This window comes from Streptomyces sp. NPDC040410 (genome assembly GCF_055595715.1).
Window position 1 is genome coordinate 187,464 of record NZ_JBVIVK010000010.1, and the last position, 21,312, is coordinate 208,775.

General features: G+C 71.6%; 15 protein-coding genes. 11 read left to right on the plus strand and 4 right to left on the minus strand.

Annotation, left to right across the window (positions count from 1 at the left end):
* Positions 1-145: 145 nt before the first annotated feature.
* Positions 146-1,033 (plus strand): DivIVA domain-containing protein, encoded by an 888-nt coding sequence (locus tag ACZ562_RS21225; RefSeq protein WP_471181294.1) that lies wholly within the window; start codon positions 146-148, stop codon positions 1,031-1,033.
* 210 nt (positions 1,034-1,243) lie between these two features.
* Here the strand turns inward: ACZ562_RS21225 and ACZ562_RS21230 are convergent, their stop codons facing one another.
* From ACZ562_RS21230 to ACZ562_RS21240, 3 genes are all read right to left on the minus strand, one after another.
* The gene (locus tag ACZ562_RS21230; protein WP_471181297.1) at positions 1,244-2,854 is read right to left on the minus strand and encodes a sodium/solute symporter; all 1,611 of its coding nucleotides are present in this window, start codon (positions 2,852-2,854) and stop codon (positions 1,244-1,246) included.
* A complete protein-coding gene (locus ACZ562_RS21235; protein WP_471181299.1) occupies positions 2,851-3,303 on the minus strand; it encodes a DUF485 domain-containing protein in 453 nt (150 codons plus the stop codon). The genes ACZ562_RS21230 and ACZ562_RS21235 overlap by 4 nt, the downstream gene beginning before the upstream one ends.
* Before the next feature lie 334 nt (positions 3,304-3,637).
* Positions 3,638-5,137 carry an MFS transporter gene (locus ACZ562_RS21240; protein ID WP_471181302.1) on the minus strand — a complete coding sequence of 500 codons (1,500 nt, stop codon included), beginning with the start codon at positions 5,135-5,137 and terminating at the stop codon, positions 3,638-3,640.
* Positions 5,138-5,541: 404 nt separating this feature from the next.
* On the opposite strand from ACZ562_RS21240, the gene ACZ562_RS21245 reads away from it, so the two are divergent.
* The 5 genes from ACZ562_RS21245 to ACZ562_RS21265 all read left to right on the plus strand — a co-directional run bounded on the left by ACZ562_RS21245 (position 5,542) and on the right by ACZ562_RS21265 (position 14,578).
* The gene (locus ACZ562_RS21245; RefSeq protein WP_471181304.1) at positions 5,542-6,330 is read left to right on the plus strand and encodes an ABC transporter ATP-binding protein; all 789 of its coding nucleotides are present in this window, start codon (positions 5,542-5,544) and stop codon (positions 6,328-6,330) included.
* Positions 6,327-8,891, plus strand: coding sequence for an ABC transporter permease (locus tag ACZ562_RS21250; protein WP_471181307.1), 2,565 nt, complete (start codon positions 6,327-6,329; stop codon positions 8,889-8,891). The genes ACZ562_RS21245 and ACZ562_RS21250 overlap by 4 nt, the downstream gene beginning before the upstream one ends.
* A gap of 405 nt (positions 8,892-9,296) precedes the next feature.
* A complete protein-coding gene (gene mfd / locus ACZ562_RS21255) occupies positions 9,297-12,836 on the plus strand; it encodes a transcription-repair coupling factor (RefSeq protein ID WP_471181309.1) in 3,540 nt (1,179 codons plus the stop codon).
* Between the two features lie 177 nt (positions 12,837-13,013).
* Complete coding sequence (locus ACZ562_RS21260) at positions 13,014-13,727, plus strand: HNH endonuclease family protein (RefSeq protein WP_471181313.1); 714 nt, start codon at positions 13,014-13,016, stop codon at positions 13,725-13,727.
* A 107-nt stretch (positions 13,728-13,834) separates the two neighbouring features.
* On the plus strand, positions 13,835-14,578 hold the full coding sequence (locus ACZ562_RS21265; RefSeq protein ID WP_471181315.1) for a GNAT family N-acetyltransferase: 744 nt from the start codon (positions 13,835-13,837) through the stop codon (positions 14,576-14,578).
* Between the two features lie 24 nt (positions 14,579-14,602).
* Here ACZ562_RS21265 and ACZ562_RS21270 read toward each other — a convergent pair whose 3' ends face one another.
* Complete coding sequence (locus ACZ562_RS21270; protein WP_471181317.1) at positions 14,603-15,397, minus strand: LolA-like protein; 795 nt, start codon at positions 15,395-15,397, stop codon at positions 14,603-14,605.
* Between the two features lie 266 nt (positions 15,398-15,663).
* Here ACZ562_RS21270 and ACZ562_RS21275 point away from each other — a divergent pair, with 266 nt between their 5' ends.
* From ACZ562_RS21275 to ACZ562_RS21295, 5 genes are all read left to right on the plus strand, one after another.
* Positions 15,664-17,937, plus strand: coding sequence for an N-6 DNA methylase (locus tag ACZ562_RS21275; protein WP_471181320.1), 2,274 nt, complete (start codon positions 15,664-15,666; stop codon positions 17,935-17,937).
* Positions 17,938-18,197: 260 nt separating this feature from the next.
* The gene (locus ACZ562_RS21280) at positions 18,198-18,812 is read left to right on the plus strand and encodes a hypothetical protein (RefSeq protein ID WP_471181322.1); all 615 of its coding nucleotides are present in this window, start codon (positions 18,198-18,200) and stop codon (positions 18,810-18,812) included.
* Positions 18,813-18,829: 17 nt separating this feature from the next.
* Positions 18,830-20,335: a protein kinase domain-containing protein gene (locus tag ACZ562_RS21285; protein ID WP_471181540.1), complete on the plus strand. Its 1,506-nt coding sequence runs from the start codon at positions 18,830-18,832 to the stop codon at positions 20,333-20,335.
* Positions 20,336-20,361: 26 nt separating this feature from the next.
* Positions 20,362-20,499 (plus strand): hypothetical protein, encoded by a 138-nt coding sequence (locus ACZ562_RS21290; protein ID WP_471181558.1) that lies wholly within the window; start codon positions 20,362-20,364, stop codon positions 20,497-20,499.
* 98 nt (positions 20,500-20,597) lie between these two features.
* Positions 20,598-21,245: a SurA N-terminal domain-containing protein gene (locus ACZ562_RS21295; protein WP_471181325.1), complete on the plus strand. Its 648-nt coding sequence runs from the start codon at positions 20,598-20,600 to the stop codon at positions 21,243-21,245.
* The last annotated feature ends 67 nt before the right edge of the window (positions 21,246-21,312 follow it).

Consider the following 21,312-nt stretch of genomic DNA (forward strand, 5'->3'; position numbering starts at 1 on the left):
CATGACCGGGCACCGGCCCTTTTCCGTGCCCGGGGTGACCGTGACCTGCGCGCGGAGTGTCGCGTTATGAACATTTCCGTCCGATACATCAAGATATGCGCGAAATCATCATTTTCGCGTCCGTTCGGCGGAGAGGAGCTCCAGGATGAGCAGCGCACCGGTCTCGACCCACGGTTTCGTGGCGGTACGGCGGCGCGGCTACCGGCCCGACCAGGTCGACGCGTATGCCGCGGAGCTCTCCCGGGACCGTGACGCCGCGTGGGAGCGGGCGGCCCGTCTCACCGTGCTCGCCCGGGAGATGGAGGAGGAGGTGGCGCGGCTGCGGGAGACCGTGGCACGGCTGGCCCCGCAGACATACGAGACGATGGGGGAGCGCGCGCGGCGGATCTTCGAGCTCGGGCAGGAGGAGGCCGCGGCGGTGCGGGAGGGCTCGCGGCAGGAGGCGCGGGAACTCGTGGGCGAGGCACGGGCGGAGGCGGCCGGTGTGCGTGAGGCCGCGCAGGCGTACGCCGGCACCGTGCGCGCCGAGGCCGACGAACGCGCCCGGCAGCGTCTGCTCGCGGCGCGTGCCGAGGCCGACGAGATCCGGATCACGGCCCGGCGCGAGATGAAGGAGAACCGCACCGAGGCACTGGCCGCGCTGCGCGAGGTGCGGCAGCGCACCTCCGGAATGCTGGCCGACCAGGCCAAGGAGCACGCCGAACGGCTGGCGCAGGCCGAGCGGGAGGCCGAGGAACGCGCGGCCGAGCTGGAGGCGCAGTACGCCGAGCGGGCGGCGCGCGCGGAGGCCGCGTTGTCCGAGGCGAAGCAGGCGTTCGCCGACGCGGAGGTGTCGGCGGCGCGCCGGCAGGAAGAGTCGGGGGCGCGGGCCGCGGAGGTGGTGGCCGAGGCACGGGCGCGGGAGGAGCGGATCGCCCGGGAGACGGAGCAGGTGCTTCGGGAACACGGCGAGATGTGGGAGGACCTGCAGGCGCACATGGACCACGTCCGCAACAGCCTCACCACGCTGACGGGCCGGGCCCCGGCGGAGTAGCCGACCCGTTCGCACGCCGGCTTCCCGCACCCCTGGCGCGCCGGCTTTCGCTCCCCGGCGTTCCGGCCGCTGCCGCACGCGGCGTTCCGGCCGCTGCCGCACGCGGCGTTCCGGCCGCTGCCGCACGCGGCGTTCCGGCCGCTGCCGCACCCCGGCACGCCGGCTTCCTCTGCTCCTGCGGGCGGGCTCCCGCCCCCACCCCGAGCCCCGTCAGTCCCCCCTCCGCACCGCACCCGCCAGGATCCACCCCTCGACCGCCTCGTACTGCTTGCGCTGCGCGTCCGCCTTTCGGCGGCCGGAGGCCACCGTGCCCAGCCAGCCGAAGGCGAAGCCGGCCGGGATCGACACCAGGCCCGTCGTCGCGAACGGGAACCAGTTGAAGTCGGCTTCGGGGAAGGCGGAGACGGGAGAGCCGGAGACCAGGTTCGTGCCCGGCATCAGCAGCAGGACCACGACCGAGCCGCCGATGAGGGTGCACAGGAGGCCGGTTCGGGTGTAGCGGCGCCAGAAGAGGCTGTAGACCAGGGCGGGCGCGATGGCCGAGGCGCCCAGACAGAAGGACAGGGTCACCAGGGGCTGCAGGCTGCGGTGCTGGACCAGCGTCGCGAGCACGATCGCCGGAACGCCGACCGCGAGCGCCGAGACCCGCGCCAGGGTCATCTCGCGGCGGGCCGACATCTCCGGCATGCGGGCCGCGAACACGTCGTGGGCGAGGGAGTTGGCGCAGGCGAGGATCATGCCGGCGACGGAGGCGAGCAGGGTGAGGAAGATCGCGGTGGTGACCGTGGTGAACAGGAGGGTCTCCGCCGTCGAGACGTCCGGGCCGAAGGCGGCGCGGGAGCCGAGGAGGTAGGCCGTGTTGCCCTGCGGGTCCGCCTGCGCGATGGCCGCGCGCCCGATGAGGGCCGTGGCGCCGAATCCGACGACCGTGATGACGAGCACGAACAGCACCACCGACGACACTGCCCAGGACATCGAGCGGCGCACCTGGCGGGCGCTGGAGGCGGTGTACATGCGCATGGTGACGTGCGGCAGGACGCCGCCGCCGAGGACCACGGCCAGGTGGGCCGTGATCATGTCGACGCTCGGGTAGGGGCCGCCCTCGAACTCCAGGCCCGACTGGAGGAAGGCCGAGCCCACGCCGCTCTGGTCCGCCGCGGCGTTGAACAGCGCGCCCGGATCCCAGTCGAACCTGTTCAGCACCAGTACGGCGATCACGGCGCCCGACCCGAGCAGCATCACGATCTTGAGGATCTGGATGAGGGCGGTGCCCTTCATGCCGCCGATCGCCGCGTAGCTGATCATCAGGGCGCCCAGGACGATGATGCAGCCGGTCTTCAGCGAGTCGCCGGAGAAGCCGAGGATGAACGCCAGCAACTGGCCCGTGCCCGCGAGCTGCACCAGCATCAGCGGCAGCAGCGCGGCGAGGGTCACCGCGCAGGCGGCGATCCGCACGGAGCGTGCCGGCATCCGCCGTGCCAGCGCGTCGCCCATGGTGAACCGGCCGGCGTTGCGCAGGGGTTCGGCCAGCAGGAACATCAGCAGCATCAGCGACAGGGCTGTGCTGAGGGCCACGACGATCCCGTCGTAGCCGCACAGGGCGATCACCCCGCCGGTGCCCAGCACGGTCGCCGCCGAGATGTAGTCCCCGGCGATGGCCAGGCCGTTGCGCAGGGGGGACAGGGAGCCGTAGCCGGTGTAGAACTCGTCGAGGTCGTCGCGGTCCGGACCCGTCATCACGCACAGCAGCAGCGTGATGGTGGCGATGGCGGAGAACGCCACCAGGGACATCGCCTGCGCCGAGTCGCTGAATCCCGTCATCGCCGCACCGCCGCCCGCTTGGCGTCGAGTTCGGACTGCTTGCGGATGCGGTCCGCGATCGGGTCGACGTGGCGGCTCGCCGTGCGCTCGTACAGGGCGATCGCCAGCCAGGTGATGGGCAGTTGGAGCAGGGCGAGCAGCACACCCGTGGGCATGCCGCCGGAGATGGTGGTCATCATGAACGACGGCGCGAACGCGGACAGGAACAGGAACAGCGTGAAGTAGCCGAGCGCGGTGAGCGTGGCCACGCGCCGCTGCCAGCGGTAGGCGGTGCGCAGGACGCGCAGGTCGCTGTGGTGCCCGAGCGGGGGGTGTAACGGCGTCCGCCTCGGGGCCGGCTCCGGCGGGGCCGGTGGCTGCCACGGGTAGGTGGGGTGAGGCGGGGGCGCGTTGCGCGGATGGTGCGGATGCTGCGGATACGGGTACGACGGTGACGTGTCGTAGGACATCCCGGTGCTCCTTGCGTGGCTCGGGTCCGGTGCGGCGGACCGCAGGGAGGTGGGGGGCGGGCGAGCGGAGTCACGCACGCTACTCGTTGGTACGGACTTGTGCGACCGTTTCGTCAAACTGGTCGGTCGGTATGCGCTTACCTACGCTGACCTCAGGTGTTACCCGCGTTAACTCAGATTTTTTGGGCCGCGCGCCCGCCTGCCTGAGCGGAACATTCGTGACCGCGAGGAGGCCGCCGGCCGGGTACGAAACGGCATCGGCCGCTGCGGGGAGCGGCCGCGGGGGACCGGACCGGGGGACGAATCCATGAGCCTCCCGTGAGGGGCTTCCGGTTCACTGCTCCTTGAGTACCGGAAACCGCCGCGGTGCCAGGAACAGCAGCACCAGGAACGCCACCGCCGCAGCGCACGACGCACCCAGATAGACCGCGTGCACCGCGTCCGCGATCGCCCGGCGCGTCGACTCCGGGGCGGTGCCGGCGTCCAGCGCCCGCGTCACCGAGTCCAGGTCGCTCGCGCCGCCCAGCCGCGCGGCCAGCACCCCGTTGGCGATCGCGCCGAAGACCGATGCGCCGATGGTCTGCCCCGTCTGACGGCAGAACAGGACCGACGCGGTCGTCGTACCGCGCTCCGCCCACACCACCGTCGACTGGACGCCGACGAGCAGCGGGAGTTGGAACAGTCCCAGCGCCGCGCCCAGCAGCAGCATCAGCAGCGTCGGCTGCCACGCCCGGCCCGGGTACGGCAGGAAGGGGAACGCCAGCAGGATCAGGGCCGCCGCGCCGATGCCCAGCATCGCCGTGTTGCGGAAGCCGATCCGCCGGTACGCGTGCTGGCTGAGCGCCGCCGACACCGGCCAGCTCAACGTCCATACGGACAGCACGAATCCGGCGGCCACCGGTGCGAGGCCGAGCACCGACTGGGCGTACGTGGGCAGGAAGACGGCCGGCGCCACCATCAGCAACCCCAGCGCGCCCAGCGCGAGATTGACCGCCGCGATCGTACGGCGGCGCCACACCCACCCCGGGATGATCGGCTCGGCAGCCCGGCGCTCGACCACCACCACGAGCGCCGCCAGCGCAAGTCCCGTACCGAACAAGGCCATCGAGGGTGGCGACAGCCACGGCCAGGCCACCCCGCCCTGCACCAGCGCCGTGATCAGGACACCGCCGCACGCGAACACCGCGAGCGCGCCCGCCCAGTCGACGCGCGGCCGGGGGCCGGCCTTCTCCCGCTCCGGCTCGTGCAGGTACCGGACCACCAGCCACAGCGCGACCGCCCCGATCGGCAGATTCACCAGGAAGATCCAGCGCCAGTCCGCGTACGCCGCCAGCACCCCGCCCAGGCCCGGCCCGGCGACCGCCGAGACCGCCCACACCGTGGACAGCTTGGACTGGATCCTCGGGCGGTCCTTCAGCGGGTAGAGGTCTGCGGCGAGCGTCTGCACCGTGCCCTGCAACGCCCCGCCGCCCAGCCCCTGCACGACACGGAAGGCGATCAGCGCCCCCATGTTCCAGGCGACGGCACACAGCAGGGAGCCGAGCAGGAAGAGAACCGCGCCCGCGATCAGCACCGGCTTGCGGCCGAAGGTGTCGGAGAGCTTGCCGTACACGGGCAGGGTCACCGTGACGGCGAGCAGGTAGCCCGAGAACAGCCAGGAGAAGACGGAGAAGCCGCCCAAATCGCCGACGATCTGCGGGACGGCCGTGGAAACGATGGTGGAGTCGAGGGCCGCAAGGGCCATCGCCAGCATCAGGGCGGCGACGACGGCACCGCGCCGGTCGGGCGCGGTGCGCTGTGCGGCATCCCGGATCGCGGGTCTCGTGTCGCCCACGCGGATTCCTTTCCCCCTGCATCTATCTGCCGCGGACCACTCTCCCACTTGACCCTCACGTCGCGGGAGGGTGGAGGCTCGGTGGACCGGAGGGTGGAACGAACCCCTAGAACGGCTCCACCCGGCGGTGGACTGCCCCTAGGGGTACCTCCGTCCTACGGCTCGGGGAGGGTTCGTACCGCCGGAGGACGAGAGGGGCCGGGAGCCGTCCTTAACCTGGCTTTACGCCGCTGAGGGGAAGTGCACGGAACCCACGGGGGTGGGGTTTTCCCCAGCAGAAGACTGCACCGAGCACCAGCGCGCGGGGACCCCTCCGCGGACCAGACTCATCGACGTACCGCTTCACATGACTGCGCACCAGCAGCGCACACGACCCACTTGCCGACCGACTTAGGAGACGTACCGTGACATCGGCTGTGACCATTCCCAGGCACGGGGGCACTGGAGGGCGTACGGCCGTTGCCGCGCGGGCGCGGCAGGTCGTCAAGGCGTACGGGTCCGGCGAGACCCGTGTCGTCGCCCTCGACCACGTCGACGTGGACATCGCCCGCGGCCAGTTCACCGCGATCATGGGCCCCTCGGGGTCCGGCAAGTCCACGCTGATGCACTGCCTCGCCGGGCTCGACACCGTCACCGGCGGGCAGATCTACCTGGACGAGACCGAGATCACCGGGCTGAAGGACAAGAAGCTCACCCAGCTGCGCCGGGACCGGATCGGCTTCATCTTCCAGGCGTTCAACCTGCTGCCCACGCTGAACGCGCTCGAGAACATCACGCTGCCCATGGACATCGCCGGACGCAAGCCCGACAAGGCCTGGCTGGACCGGGTCGTGGAGACCGTCGGGCTCGCCGGACGGCTCAAGCACCGGCCCGCCCAGCTCTCCGGCGGCCAGCAGCAGCGCGTAGCCGTGGCCCGCGCCCTGGCGGCGCGCCCCGAGATCATCTTCGGCGACGAGCCGACCGGAAACCTCGACTCGCGCGCCGGCGCCGAAGTCCTGGGCTTCCTGCGCCGGTCCGTCGACGAACTAGGCCAGACCATCGTGATGGTCACGCACGACCCGGTGGCCGCCTCGTACGCGGACCGGGTGCTGTACCTCGCCGACGGCCGGATCGTCGACGAGATGTACAAGCCGACCGCCGACACGGTCCTCGACCGCATGAAGGACTTCGACGCCCGGGGGCGTACGTCATGACCGTCGTGAAGACCTCCATGCGCAACTTCTTCGCGCACAAGGGCCGCATGGCCCTGTCGGCCGTCGCCGTGCTGCTGTCGGTGGCCTTCGTGTGCGGGACGCTCGTGTTCACCGACACGATGAACACGACCTTCGACAAGCTGTTCGCGACGACCGCGTCCGACGTCACGGTCTCCCCGAAGGACGCCAAGCACGACGACACCCCGCAGAACGGCAAGCCCGTATCGCTGCCGGCGTCCACGCTGGCGCAGGTGGAGAAGGCGGACGGAGTCAAGTCCGCCGAGGGCGCGGTCGGTTCGACGGCGGTGACCGTCGTCAACAGCGACAACAAGAACATGGGGTCCAGCAACGGCGCACCCACGATCGCCGGCAACTGGACGAAGAACGACACGCGTTCGATGGAGATCACCTCCGGTCACGCCCCGCGCGGGCCGACCGAGCTCATGGTCGACGCCGACACGGCTGACAAGCACCACCTGAAGCTCGGCGACGAACTGCGCACGATCTCGGTCGCCGGTGACTTCAAGGCGCGGATCGTCGGCGTCGCCACCTTCAAGGTGACCAACCCCGGTGCCGCGATCGTCTTCTTCGACACCGAGACCGCCCAGCGCGAACTCCTCGGCGCCACCGGCCGGTTCACCCAGATCTACGTCGGCGCCGCCTCCGGTGTCACCGACGCGCAGCTCAAACGGAACGTGACCCAGGCCCTGGACGGCACGTACAAGATCCAGACGGCCAAGGAGAACGCCGACGAGAACCGCAAGGACGTCGGCGAGTTCATGAACGTCATCAAGTACGCCATGCTCGGCTTCGCCGGAATCGCGTTCCTGGTCGGCATCTTCCTGATCATCAACACCTTCTCGATGCTGGTCGCCCAGCGGACCAGGGAGATCGGCCTGATGCGGGCGATCGGCTCGTCCCGCAGGCAGGTCAACCGGTCCGTGCTGGTGGAGGCGCTGCTGCTCGGCGTCGTCGGCTCCATCCTGGGCGTGGGCGCCGGCGTCGGCATCGCGATCGGCCTGATGAAGCTGATGTCGATGGCCGGCATGAACCTCTCCACCGACGACCTGACCGTGAAGGCGACGACCCCGGTCGCCGGTGTCGTGCTGGGCGTCGTGGTCACCGTCCTCGCCGCCTACCTGCCGGCCCGCCGCGCCGGCAGAGTCTCCCCGATGGCCGCACTGCGCGACGCCGGTACACCGGCCGACGGCAGGGCGGGCCTGATGCGCGGGCTGATCGGCCTGGTCCTGTCCGGCGCGGGCGGATTCGCCCTCTACGCGGCGGCCACGGCGGACAAGGCGACGGACGGCTCGCTGATGCTGGGCGCCGGCGTGGTCCTGTCCCTGATCGGCTTCGTCGTCATCGGCCCGCTGCTGGCGGGCGGGGTCGTGCGGGTGATCAGCGCGGTGCTGCTGCGGGCCTTCGGCCCGGTGGGCCGCCTGGCCGAACGCAACGCCCTGCGCAACCCGCGCCGCACCGGCGCCACGGGCGCGGCCCTGATGATCGGCCTCGCACTGGTGGCCTGTCTGTCGGTGGTCGGCTCCTCGATGGTCGCCTCGGCCACCAACGAGCTGGACAAGTCGGTCGGCGGGGACTTCATCGTCCAGGGCAACCAGCGGATCGTGCCGCAGGCCGAGAAGGCGATAGAGCGGTCGCCGGGCCTCGCCCACGTCACCCGCTACAAGGAACTCAACGCCACGCTGACCTCGCCCGACGGCAAGACCGACAGCAGCGGCGTCACGGCTGCGGACCCGACGTACGCCGACGACCTGCGCCGGGTGACCACGGCGGGCACGCTCTCCGCCGCCTACGGCAAGGACGCCATGTCGGTCGGCTCCGACTACGCCAAGGAGCACGGCGTGCACGTCGGCGACAGCATCACCGTCGCCTTCCAGGGCGGGGAGACGGCCAAGCTGCGGGTCGCCGCCATCACCGACGACGACACCGCCCTCGACCAGGGCACCCGCTACCTCGGCATCGCCACGATGCGGAAGTACGTCCCGGCCGACCAGGTCCCTCCGAACACGATGATGTTCGCCGAGGCCAAGGAGGGCCAGCAGGAGCAGGCGTACGCCGCGCTGAAGAAGTCCCTGGACAACTACCCGCAGTACCAGGTCCGCGACCAGACCGACTACAAGGAGGAACTGAAGGACCAGGTCGGCCAGCTCCTGAACATGGTCTACGGTCTGCTCGCCCTGGCGATCATCGTGGCGGTCCTGGGCGTGGTGAACACGCTGGCGCTGTCGGTGGTCGAGCGGACGAGGGAGATCGGCCTGATGCGCGCGATCGGCCTGTCGCGTCGGCAGCTGCGCCGGATGATCCGCATGGAGTCCGTGGTCATCGCCTTGTTCGGCGCACTGCTGGGCCTCGGCCTCGGAATGGGCTGGGGCGCGACGGCCCAGAAGCTGCTCGCCCTGGAGGGCCTGAACGTCCTCGACATCCCCTGGCCGACGATCATCGGGGTCTTCATCGGCTCGGCGTTCGTGGGCCTGTTCGCGGCACTGGTACCGGCGTTCCGGGCGGGCCGGATGAACGTCCTGAACGCGATCGCAACGGAATAGCGAGCGGGGGACACGGGGGACGCGGGGGACGCGGGGGACGCGGGGGAGCGCCCGGTGCCGGGGAGTCTTGGGGGACTTCGCGGCACCGGGCTCATCGCTGTCTTCGCTGTCTTCGCTGTCTTCGCCGTCTGTCTTCGCCGTCTGTCTTCGCTGTCTGTTTTCGCTGTCTTTCGAGTCCCACTTCTCGGCTGCCTCTCGGCTGACCGATTCGGGTCGTGGGTGGGCGCAGGTCCGGAGTCCAGGGGGCGGGGCCCTGGTGGGCCCGCACCGGCGCCGGGCACCGCGCAACGGACGTTGTCCACAGGCCCCAGCGCCCGCGTCGGCGCCGTCGTAGGCTGGAACCCCCGGCCCGCCGCGCGCGTCGGGCGATTCGTGTTGCCCACCCTCGACGAAAGCCGCCCCCGAATGAGCCTGCACGGTCTGCTCGACGCCGTCGTCAAGGACACCGCCCTCGCGGAAGCGATCACCGCCTCCGCAGACGGCAACCGCATGCACGTCGACCTGGTCGGCCCGCCCGCCGCCCGCCCCTTCGCGGTCGCCGCGCTCGCCCGCGAGACCAGCCGCACCGTGCTCGCGGTGACGGCGACCGGCCGCGAGGCCGAGGACCTGGCCGCGGCCCTGCGCTCCCTGCTCCCGCCCGAGGGCGTCGTGGAGTACCCGGCCTGGGAGACCCTTCCGCACGAGCGCCTCAGCCCCCGCAGCGACACCGTCGGGCGCCGCCTCGCCGTCCTGCGCCGCCTGGCCCACCCGAGCGCCGACGACCCCGAGACCGGCCCGGTCTCCGTGGTCGTGGCACCCGTACGGTCCGTGCTCCAGCCGCAGGTCAAGGGCCTCGGCGACCTGGAACCCGTAGCCCTGCGCACGGGCCGGACCGCCGACCTGAACGAGATCGTGGACGCCCTCGCGGCCGCCGCGTACGCACGCGTGGAGCTCGTCGAGAAACGCGGCGAGTTCGCCGTACGAGGCGGCATCCTCGACGTCTTCCCGCCCACCGAGGAACACCCCCTGCGCATCGAGTTCTGGGGCGACGACGTCGAGGAGATCCGCTACTTCAAGGTGGCCGACCAGCGGTCCCTGGAGGTCGCCGAGCACGGCCTGTGGGCCCCGCCGTGCCGCGAACTGTTGCTGACGGAGGACGTACGCACGCGTGCGCGTGCCCTCGCCGAAGAGCACCCCGAGCTCGGCGAACTCCTCGGCAAGATCGCCGAGGGCATCGCCGTGGAGGGCATGGAGTCGCTCGCACCCGTTCTCGTCGACGACATGGAGCTGCTCCTCGACATCCTGCCCAAGGGCGCCATGGCCGTCGTGTGCGATCCGGAGCGGGTACGCACGCGTGCGTCCGATCTCGTAGCGACGAGCCAGGAGTTCCTGCAGGCCTCCTGGGCGGCCACGGCCGGCGGCGGCGAGGCGCCCATCGACGTCGGCGCGGCCTCCCTGTGGTCCATCGCAGACGTCCGGGAGCGGGCCCGCGAGCTGGACATGATGTGGTGGTCGGTGTCGCCGTTCGCGGCCGACCTCGAACTGGACGCACTCGACGGCGACACCCTGAAGCTCGGCATGCACGCCCCGGAGACCTACCGCGGCGACACGGCGAAGGCGCTGGCCGACACCAAGGGCTGGCTCGCCGACGGCTGGCGCGCGGTGTACGTCACCGAGGGCCACGGCCCGGCGGCCCGTACGGTCGAGGTGCTCGGCGGCGAGGGCATCGCGGCCCGCCTCGACGCGGACCTCGCCTCCCTGAGCCCCTCCGTCGTCCACGTGGCGTGCGGCTCGATCGACTACGGCTTCGTGGACCCGGCGCTGAAGCTGGCCGTCCTGACGGAGACCGACCTGTCCGGCCAGAAGGCGGCCGGCAAGGACGGCGCGCGGATGCCGGCCCGGCGCCGCAAGACGATCGACCCGCTCACTCTCGAAACCGGCGACTACATCGTCCACGAGCAGCACGGCGTCGGCCGCTACATCGAGATGGTGCAGCGCACCGTCCAGGGCGCGACCCGCGAGTACCTCGTCGTGGAGTACGCCCCCGCCAAGCGCGGCCAGCCGGGCGACCGCCTCTACATCCCCACCGACCAGCTGGAGCAGATCACCAAGTACGTCGGCGGGGAGGCCCCGACCCTGCACCGCCTGGGGGGCGCCGACTGGACGAAGACGAAGGCCCGCGCGAAGAAGGCCGTCAAGGAGATCGCCGCCGACCTGATCAAGCTGTACAGCGCGCGGATGGCGGCGCCCGGCCACGCCTTCGGCTCCGACACGCCCTGGCAGCGAGAGCTGGAGGACGCCTTCCCGTACGCCGAGACCCCGGACCAGCTCACCACGATCGCCGAGGTCAAGGAGGACATGGAGAAGACGGTCCCGATGGACCGCCTGATCTGCGGCGACGTCGGCTACGGCAAGACGGAGATCGCGGTCCGCGCCGCCTTCAAGGCCGTACAGGACGGCAAGCAGGCGGCCGTCCTGGTCCCGACGACCCTGCTGGTGCAGCAGCACTTCGGCACGTTCTCCGAGCGCTACTCGCAGTTCCCGGTCAATGTGCGGGCCCTGTCCCGCTTCCAGACCGACACCGAGGCCAAGGCTGTCCTGGAGGGCCTGCGGGAGGGCTCGGTGGACGTCGTCATCGGCACGCACCGCCTGTTCTCCTCCGAGACCAAGTTCAAGGACCTGGGCCTGGTCATCGTCGACGAGGAGCAGCGTTTCGGCGTCGAGCACAAGGAGCAGCTGAAGAAGCTGCGCGCGAACGTCGACGTCCTGACCATGTCCGCGACGCCGATCCCCAGGACCCTGGAGATGGCGGTCACCGGCATCCGCGAGATGTCGACGATCACCACGCCGCCGGAGGAGCGTCACCCGGTGCTCACCTTCGTCGGCCCGTACGAGGAGAAGCAGATCGGCGCGGCCATCCGCCGCGAACTGCTGCGCGAGGGCCAGGTCTTCTACATCCACAACCGCGTCGAGTCGATCGACCGCGCGGCGGCCCGGCTGCGCGAGATCGTCCCCGAGGCGCGCATCGCCACCGCCCACGGCCAGATGTCGGAACAGTCCCTGGAACAGGTGGTCGTCGACTTCTGGGAGAAGAAGTTCGACGTCCTCGTCTCCACGACGATCGTCGAGTCCGGCATCGACATCTCCAACGCGAACACGCTGATCGTCGAACGCGGCGACAACTTCGGCCTCTCCCAGCTGCACCAGCTGCGCGGCCGGGTCGGGCGCGGCAGGGAGCGCGGCTACGCGTACTTCCTGTACCCGCCGGAGAAGCCGCTGACGGAGACCGCCCACGAGCGCCTCGCGACCATCGCCCAGCACACGGAGATGGGCGCGGGCATGTACGTGGCGATGAAGGACCTGGAGATCCGCGGCGCCGGCAACCTGCTCGGCGGCGAGCAGTCCGGCCACATCGCCGGCGTCGGCTTCGACCTGTACGTACGGATGGTCGGCGAGGCCGTCGCCGACTACCGCGCCTCCCTGGAGGGCGGCGTGGAGGAGGAACCGCCGCTCGAGGTCAAGATCGAGCTCCCGGTCGACGCCCATGTCCCGCACGACTACGCGCCCGGCGAGCGGCTCCGCCTCCAGGCCTACCGCTCCATCGCCTCCGCCAACACGGAAGAGGACGTCAAGGCCGTACGCGAGGAACTCGTAGACCGCTACGGCAAGTTGCCCGAGCCCGTGCAGAACCTGCTCCTGGTGGCGGGCCTGCGCATGCTCGCGCGCGCGTGCGGCGTCGGCGAGATCGTGCTGCAGGGCAACAACATCCGCTTCGCGCCGGTGGAGCTGCGGGAGTCGCAGGAGCTGCGCGTGAAGCGGCTCTACCCCGGAACCGTCATCAAGCCGGCGGTGCACCAGATCCTGGTGCCCCGCCCGAAGACCGCGAAGGTGGGCGGCAAGCCGCTGGTCGGACGGGAACTGCTGGGCTGGGTCGGGGAGTTCCTGGCGTCGATTCTGGGGTCGTGACGCGTCGTCGGCCACCGGCGGTGTGTGCGCGCCGGTGGCCCGGCTAGTGGTGGCTCGGTCCTCTGGCCCTTCGAGCACAGGCGCCGGTATGGCCGGTCCCCCTCGCCCGCTACCGTGGCACCAGGGAAGACGCCCCCGCAGGGGCGGAACCGGGGCGGGCAAGGGGAGGGACGCACCATGACGCGCCTGAGGGGCGGGGCAGTGGCCGCCGTCGTGCTGGTGTGCACCGTCACCGGCTGCACGGAACAGGCCACCGGATCGGCCGGACCCGACGATACGGCGGGCGCGGGCGCCGCCCTCGCCGCCGCCGAGTCGCTGACGGTCAAGGGACGCGCACCCAGGACGGGATACGACCGCGACAGGTTCGGCTCTCCATGGGCCGACACCGATTCAAATCGGTGCGACACCCGGGACGACATTCTCCAACGCGATCTGGATGAGGTGGAGTTCAGCGACGGCCGCTGCAAGGTGGCCGCCGGGACGCTTGACCCCGACCCTTACACCGGCAAGGACGTGACGTTCGTGCGCGGCCGCAGTCAGGTGGACATCGACCACATCGTCGCCCTCTCGGACGCCTGGCAGAAGGGCGCCCAGCACTGGGACGCCGCCAAGCGCATAGCCTTGGCCAACGATCCCCTCAACCTCCTCGCCGTCGACGCGGCCACCAACCGCGGCAAGGGGGACGGTGACACGGCGACATGGCTGCCGCCCAACAAGGCGTACCGGTGCACCTATGTCGCCGCACAGGTCGCGGTGAAGAAGAAGTACGGGCTGTGGGTCACCGCCGCCGAGCAGGCCGCGATGGAGAGGGTTCTCTCCGGCTGCCCGGGCCAGAGACTCCCGTCCGGCGGCAACCCGACCGAGGCACCGGCGCGATTCCACGCGAACTGACGCCGGACGCGAGCCTCCGCAGGAGAGGCGGGCCCCCCGGAGAGGCGGGCCCCGGAGGGGCGGGAAATCCGGTTTCCGGAGGTGGCTCCCGCGCCTACCGTGGCCGTATGGAGCTGAAGGTCTCGACCCTCGCCGAGCGCCCCGAGATGCTGGAGCGGGTCGTCGCGATGGCCGACAGTTGGCCCGAGTTCATGGTCCAGGACCCCGTGGGCAACGCCCACTACGGCCGGATCCCCGTGGAACTCCCGGAGTACGCGCTGTTCGCCGAGGACGAGCGGGGCGAGGTCGTCGCGCACGGCTACGGCGTGCCTTTCGCCCTCGCCGCCGAGGGCCGCGGCGAACTGCCCGCCCGGGGCTGGGACGAGGTGCTCGTGTGGGCCTTCGCCGACCTGCGCCGCGGTGTGCGCCCCGACACGGTCAGTGCCATCTCGATCGTCGTCGCCCCGCACGTCCAGGGCCGGGGCCTGTCCGCCCGGATGCTCTCGGCGATGCGCGACAACGCCCGTGCCCATGGCTTCCGGGAGGTCGTCGCCCCGGTCCGCCCCAGCGCCAAGCACCTCGAACCGCACACGCCGATCGAGGAGTACGCCCGCCGCGTACGCCCCGACGGCCTGCCGCACGACCCGTGGCTGCGCGTCCACGCCAGGGCCGGTGCCACCATCCACTGCGTGGCACCGGCGTCCATGACCGTGTCCGGGGCACTCGGACAATGGCGCCGCTGGACCGGGCTGCCCTTCGCCACCGAGGGCGACATCGAGGTGCCCGGCGCGCTGGTGCCGGTTCGCTGCGAGCCTGAGCGCGGCTACGCGGTGTACGTCGAGCCCAACGTGTGGATGCGGCACCCCCTGTGAGCGGACGGGCGTCCGCGGGGCGGCTCAGCCGGCCAGCGCGTCCAGGTCCACGATGTCGCCGCTGGGCTTCTGCGCCGGGACCGGCTCGTCGTAGTCGCTGAAGGTGAGAGAGGCCGGGTCCTTCGCGGAGGTGTCGTCGACCCGCAGCAGGTACGGCTCGCCCTCGGTGGCGACGTACAGCGTGTAACGGTCCTTGCCGTCCTTCTCGTTCAGGACGATCGCGGGCGTACCGCCCACCGTGGTGGTCTTCCCGCGGGTCGCGTCCGAGTTCACGTCCTCGGCGCCGCCGAGCACCGTGTCCAGGTCGCAGAAGCTCGCGATGTCCTCGGCGTCCTTGCCCGTCGCGGACATCTTGGTCCACTTGCCGGCCAGCAGGGCCACTGCGGCGTCGACGTCGGCCTTGGCCTCGCCCTCGCTCTGCTCGCGCAGGAACTCCTCGTCGTACTTGATGTAGACGGTGTCTCCGGTCTTGATCAACTCGGCTTGGCCCTGACCGCCCATGCTCATGGTGCCGGCGCACTCTCCCTTCTTGTTCAGAGCCATGTCGATCCGGATCGTGCCGCCGCTCTCGTCGTCCGCGATGTCGCCCTTCATACGCAGCGACGAGGCGTCGGTGGTGGCCTTGACGGCCCGGTCGGCGATCTCGCCGCCGGTCAGCCCGGCGAAAGGCTCAGCCTTTCGGTCCGGCTTGCTGGACTGACCGGTCTGGCCGGCCTTGCCGGGCTTGCTGTCCGCGTTGTCCTGGCCGGACAGGCAGCCGGTGAGTCCCGTGGTGGCCGCGGCGGTGAGGCAGAGAGCGGCAAGTACGGTGCGACGCATGGGAATTCCTTGGTGAGGATGCGGTGGGATGAAATGCGGTGAGGGGGCGGGTGTCGTGCGCCACGCACACCCCGCCCGACGACGGAAGGTCCTACGGCGACAGGAGGCCGTAGGGCGGCCGCTCGTTCGCTGGGTCAATAAGAGCAGAACCTGTGAACCGGGTCAACACGATTCACACGGTTCATCGTGTACACGGCCGTGAATGGGTAGATCATGCCTGGGTCGGTATGCTCGACGCCACACACCGGACGAGGGGAGCGGGGCGCGTGCAGGACAACGCGACAGAAGTGACCGCAGCCGGAATCGCACGGCTCGCCGGCGTCGGTCGCGCCGCCGTCAGCAACTGGCGCCGCCGCCACGCCGACTTCCCCAAACCGGTCGGGGGCACCGAGACCAGCCCGTCCTTCGCGCTCGCCGAGGTCGAGTCCTGGCTGCGCCGCCAGGGCAAACTCGCCGAAGTCCCGCTGCGCGAACGCGTCTGGCAGCAGCTCGCCGGCCACCCCGAGGGCCCGGTCACCGCGCTCACGCACGCCGGCTGCGTCCTGCTGCTCATCCATGACCGCCCCACGGACTGGCTCGAGCTGAGCGCCGGCTCCGACGAGCGCCTGGCCGCGATGCTGCCGGCCGCGCTGGAGCAGGTGCTCACGCCGCGCTTCGGTGCCGCAGTGGCGGCGGCACGCGGCGGCCGGGGCTTTCACAACGGACCCGCCGCACCTGAGGCGTCCGCTGTGAACGCTCCGCATGCTGTGAACAGCCTGCCGGCCGTACACCGCGCATCCGGCGCGGACGAACCCGCCGCTGTGAACACTCCGCCGACCGCACACGCGACCCCGGCTGTTCACACGCCTCCCGCCGTGAACGCCCCGCGCCCTGTGAACACCCCGACCGCTGTTCACGCCCCGACGGCCGTTCCCACAGCTGTTCACGCCCCGACGGGCCCCGAACTGCTCCCCTCCGCCCCCCTCCTGCGCGGCGCCGCCGAACTGGCCGCCGAGCTGGGCGCCCGCCGGACCTTCGAGTTCCTGCTCGGCCGGCACCTCGACGCCAACCCGCGCCAGTACACGCTCACCCCCGCCGAACTCGCCGGACTCATGGCCGACCTGGCCGGCCCCGCCCGCACCGTCCTCGACCCCGCCTGCGGCACCGGCGCCCTGCTGAGCGCCGTCACCCCCCGCCCCGACCAGGAGCTGTACGCCCAGGACAACGCCCCCGACCTCGCCGCACTCACCGCGCTCCGGCTCGCGCTGCACGCCCCCGCCACCGTGCGCGGAGCCGCCGGCGACACCCTGCGCGCCGACGCCTACCCGCAGCTGCGCGCCGAAGCCGTCCTGTGCCACCCGCCGTTCAACGAGCGCAACTGGGGCCACGACGAACTCGCCTACGACCCCCGCTGGGAGTACGGCTTCCCGGCCCGCAACGAGTCCGAGCTGGCCTGGGTGCAGCACGCGCTCGCCCGTCTCAAGGACGGCGGCACGGCCGTCCTCCTCATGCCGCCCGCCGCCGCCTCCCGTCGCTCCGGCCGCCGCATCCGCGCCGACCTGCTGCGCCGCGGCGCCCTGCGCGCCGTCATCGCCCTGCCCGTCGGCGCCGCACCCCCGTACAACATCCCGCTCCACCTGTGGGTGCTGCGCCGGCCCGAGAAGGCGCCCGCACAGCCCGAGGTGCTGCTCGTCGACGCGGGGCAGTTCGCCTCCGAGGGGCGCGGCGGACCCGACTGGCGGGCCGTGCGGGACGCCGTCCTCGACGCCTGGCGGCCCTTCGGCCGCGCCGGCCGCCTCGACGAACAGCCCGGCCTCGCCCGCTCGGTGCCCGTCATCGAACTCCTCGACGACGACGTGGATCTCGCCCCGGCCCGTCACCTCCCGCCCGCGACGGCGGCCGACGGCGCCGAACAGCTCACGGCCGTACGTGAACGCCTCGGCGAGACCCTGCACCTGATCACCGGCCTCACGCCGCCGCCCGCGGACACCGCACAGCCCGCCCGCTGGCCGCTCACCACCGTCGGCGAACTCGCCCGTGGGGGCGCCCTCGTGCTGCGCACCGGCGGAAACGGCGGCCATGCACGCGTGCCCGCGCTCACCGACAACGACGTCCTCGCCGGAACGGCCCCCTCCGGAACGCTTCCCGAGAGCGGCGAGGAGGCCGTGCTCACGGAGCCGGGCGACGTCGTCGTCCCGGTGCTCGGCGGAGGCTCCGTCGCGCGTGTGATCGACGAGGCTACGAGGGGCGCCGCCCTGGGGCGCAACCTCGTGCTTCTGCGCCCCGATCCCACGGCGCTCGATCCCTGGTTCCTCGCCGGCTTCCTGCGCGGCACCGCCAACAACCGCCAGGCCAGCAGCTACGCGTCCACCGCCACCCGCCTCGACGTGCGCCGCCTCCAGCTGCCCCGGCTCCCGTTGGACGAGCAACGCCGCTACGGCGCGCGCTTCCGGGCACTCGACGAGTTCGAGCGGGCACTCAGACACGCGGGCCGCCTCGGCGAGCAGCTCGTGCGCGGGATGTACGACGGCCTGACGGACGGAACCGTCGCGCCCGACTGAGGCGAGCGGGACCGCTGCCCGCCCGCACCCCCGTCCGCGACCGCGCGACGGCACGCGCGACGGCACCCGCGACGGAACCTGCGACGGCACCTGCGATGTCATACGAAGTGATCAGCACGACAACGGTTCGGTACAACCCGGGACCACTTGTCCGTGTCGGCCTATACGCTCGAAGCGACAATCAAACGGCCGTCGTTGCCGACCCCTGGCCGGACAACGTCGGCCGACCCGTACGCCCACTTCAGGTAACAGGAGCAGCCATGCAAGGCCACGGCTACGCACAGCCGGCGAAGCAGCCCCCCTCGCCGGGGGTACTGGTCTTTCTGCGCGTGCTCTTCGTGGTGCTGTCGGTGTGCAGCTTCGGCATGCTGACCTGGACGATGCTGCTGCGCCTGGCCATCGTGACCCGCAAGGCGCTCGACTGGGGGCTGTTCGTCGCCTCGATCGCGTTCGAGATCCTCGGCTTCTACCTGCTCGGCTCCGAACCCGGTGACGAAGTCCACACCGCAGGCGGCTGGACCGGCCTCGTCCTGCTCTTCGGCACCCTGGTGACCGGGATCGCGTACTACCTCGCGGCCGAGATACGCCACTTCCAGCAGCTCCAGTACGCCCCGTACGCCCCGCAGGCCGCCACGGCGTACGGCTACCCGCCGGCCGCGGCGCCGTACGCCGCCACGAACCAGTCCGGGATCCACAACACCCCGCCCCCGATGCCCCACACGCCGGTGCCGCAGCCCCCCGTTCAGACCCCGCCGCCGCCCCAGCGTCCCGCGCCCGCACGCATCGAGCAGGTGCGCGCCGAGCTCGACGAGCTCAGTGACTACCTGCGCAAGCACGACGGCCAGCACAACGGCGACCACGAGGGCGGAAGGTGACCGTGGCGACAGGACGCGTGGTCGCCGGCCGTTATGAACTGTCCACGCTCATCGGACAGGGCGGCATGGGCCAGGTCTGGACCGCGTACGACCAGCGGCTCGACCGGCGTGTGGCGGTGAAGCTGCTGCGCCCCGACAAGGTGGCGGGCCAGGAGGCCGCCGAACTGCGCCGCCGCTTCCTGCGTGAGTGCCGGGTCACCGCGCAGGTCGACCACCCCGGCCTGGTCACGGTGCACGACGCCGGCAGCGAGGGCGAGGAGCTGTTCCTCGTCATGCAGTACGTCGACGGCGCCGACCTCTCCGACCACCTCGCCGAGCACGACCCGTACCCGTGGCAGTGGGCGGTCGCGGTGGCCGCGCAACTGTGCGCCGTGCTGAGCGCCGTGCACGCCGTGCCGATCGTCCACCGCGACCTCAAACCGCGCAACGTGATGGTGAAGCAGGACGGCACGGTCACCGTCCTCGACCTCGGCGTCGCCTCCGTCATGGACGCCGACACCACCCGGCTCACGCACACCGGCACACCCATCGGCTCGCCCGCCTACATGGCGCCCGAACAGGCGATGGGCGGCGCGGTCGGCCCGTACACCGACCTGTACGCACTCGGCGTACTCCTGCACGAACTCCTCAGCGGCAACGTGCCGTTCGCGGGCTCGACGGCGCTCGGCGTGCTGCACCGGCACCTGTACGAGCCGCCGCTGCCCGTGCGCCGCATCCGCCCCGAAGTGCCCGAGGCGCTGGAGGCACTGGTCCTGCGCCTGCTCGCCAAGGACCCGCAGCACCGTCCCGCCTCCGCGCAGGAGGTGTACGAGCACCTGGCGCTGCTCCTGCCCGCGCGCGGGACGCCCACAGGGGCACCCCTCGACCCCACGCGCCCCTTCCTGCGCCCGCACGCGCCCTGGCCGGACCGTGCGCGCACGCCCGCGCCCCAGCCGGCCCCGGTCACCCCGGTCCCGGAGAAGCCCGACGTCGCCCGAGCCGTCGACGAGGTCAAGCGCCTCCTCGGCGAGGGCCGCATCACCCAGGCCGTCGACATCCTCGGCGCGATCCTGCCGACCGCCGCCGAACAGCACGGCGAGCACTCCCCGGTCGTCCGCACCCTGCGCAAGCAGTACGCGGCCACCCTCATGGACGACGGCCAGTACCGGCGCGCGCTGCCCGAACTGCGCCGCCTCGCCGACGAACGCGCCGCCGAGGCCGGCCAGGCCGACCCGCAGTCCCTGCGCTTCCGCTACGAGGCCGCCCAGTGCCTCGAACAGCTCGGTGAACCGGCGGCGGCGCTCGCCGAGTACCGCGCGCTGCTGCCGTACTACGAGAACCAGTACGTGGCGGGCGACCCCAAGCTCGCCCACGACGTCCGCCGCCGCATAGGCCACCTCCTCCTTGCCCTCGGCGACCGCGCCGCCGCCCACGAAACGCTCGGCCGGCTGCTGCACGACGTGGAACGGCTGCAAGGCCCCGGAAACCCGCTCGCGCTGGAGATCCGCCGGACCCTGCAGTGGCTGGGGCAGGTGCGCGGCTAGATTCTGCCCCGCCCGGAGGGAATCCCGTGGTCAACAGCAAGGAGACCCGAGGCTGCTACACGATCACCGTGGACCGCGACGCCTGGGACGGGCCGGTGGCCGGCCATCACCGGCTGACCCCCGAGCACCCCGCCGGAGCGCGCTGGTGCCCGAAGTCCTGGTGAATCGTTGGTCGAATGGGTTGGCCAGAGCCTGGTCACTGCCTACCATCGATCACCGCAAGACTTTGTGCACCGTCGCACAATCTCCTCGGGAGGCTTCCTTGCACCGCCGCCGTCGCACCGCGCTCGTCCTCTCCGCCGTGATCGCCGCCGCGGCCCCGCTCCTCACCGCCTGCGGAAACGACGCGCATCCCGGCGCGGCGGCCGTCGTCGGCGGCCAGCGGATCACCATCGCCCAGCTGGACAGCAGGGTGAACGAGGTGCGCGAGGCGCAGCGGGCCGCGGTGCCGGACGACGCCCAGTACGAGCAGGCCATCGCCAAGACCGGCACGCTCGCCCGGGACACCCTGCACGGCATGGTCCTCGACCGGGTGCTGCACCGCGCCGCCCAGGGCGCGGGCGTCACCGTCACCCGCAGGGAGACCCAGCAGATGCGGACCGGCCTGGAGCAGCAGGCCGGCGGCTCGAAGGCGCTGGAGACGGTCTGGCTGCAGCGGTACAGCATCCCCCCGCAGCGCCTCGACGACAACCTCCGCCTCCAGCTGGAGGCCCAGAAACTCGCCGCCAAGCTGGGCACCACCACGCAGGAGACCGCCTTCTGGGAGGCCCTGTCCAAGGCCTCCAAGGAGCTCGACGTCGATCTCAACCCGCGCTACGGCTCGTGGAACGTGGAGAAGAGCAGCCGCGTCAACGCCAAGACACCGTGGGTACGGGACGTCACGGCGCCGGACACGCAGCAGACCACGTAACGGTACGGCGGCACCGGCGCCCCGCGGCCCACCGGGAGCACCGCCAGCACCCGCCCTGTGGATATCC

Coding starts and splice junctions, on each gene's coding strand:
- ACZ562_RS21225 (WP_471181294.1), top strand. CDS start 146: ATGAGCAGCGCACCGGTCTCGACCCACGGTTTCGTGGCGGTACGGCGG.
- ACZ562_RS21230 (WP_471181297.1), bottom strand. CDS start 2,854: ATGACGGGATTCAGCGACTCGGCGCAGGCGATGTCCCTGGTGGCGTTC.
- ACZ562_RS21235 (WP_471181299.1), bottom strand. CDS start 3,303: ATGTCCTACGACACGTCACCGTCGTACCCGTATCCGCAGCATCCGCAC.
- ACZ562_RS21250 (WP_471181307.1), top strand. CDS start 6,327: ATGACCGTCGTGAAGACCTCCATGCGCAACTTCTTCGCGCACAAGGGC.
- mfd (WP_471181309.1), top strand. CDS start 9,297: ATGAGCCTGCACGGTCTGCTCGACGCCGTCGTCAAGGACACCGCCCTC.
- ACZ562_RS21260 (WP_471181313.1), top strand. CDS start 13,014: ATGACGCGCCTGAGGGGCGGGGCAGTGGCCGCCGTCGTGCTGGTGTGC.
- ACZ562_RS21265 (WP_471181315.1), top strand. CDS start 13,835: ATGGAGCTGAAGGTCTCGACCCTCGCCGAGCGCCCCGAGATGCTGGAG.
- ACZ562_RS21270 (WP_471181317.1), bottom strand. CDS start 15,397: ATGCGTCGCACCGTACTTGCCGCTCTCTGCCTCACCGCCGCGGCCACC.
- ACZ562_RS21280 (WP_471181322.1), top strand. CDS start 18,198: ATGCAAGGCCACGGCTACGCACAGCCGGCGAAGCAGCCCCCCTCGCCG.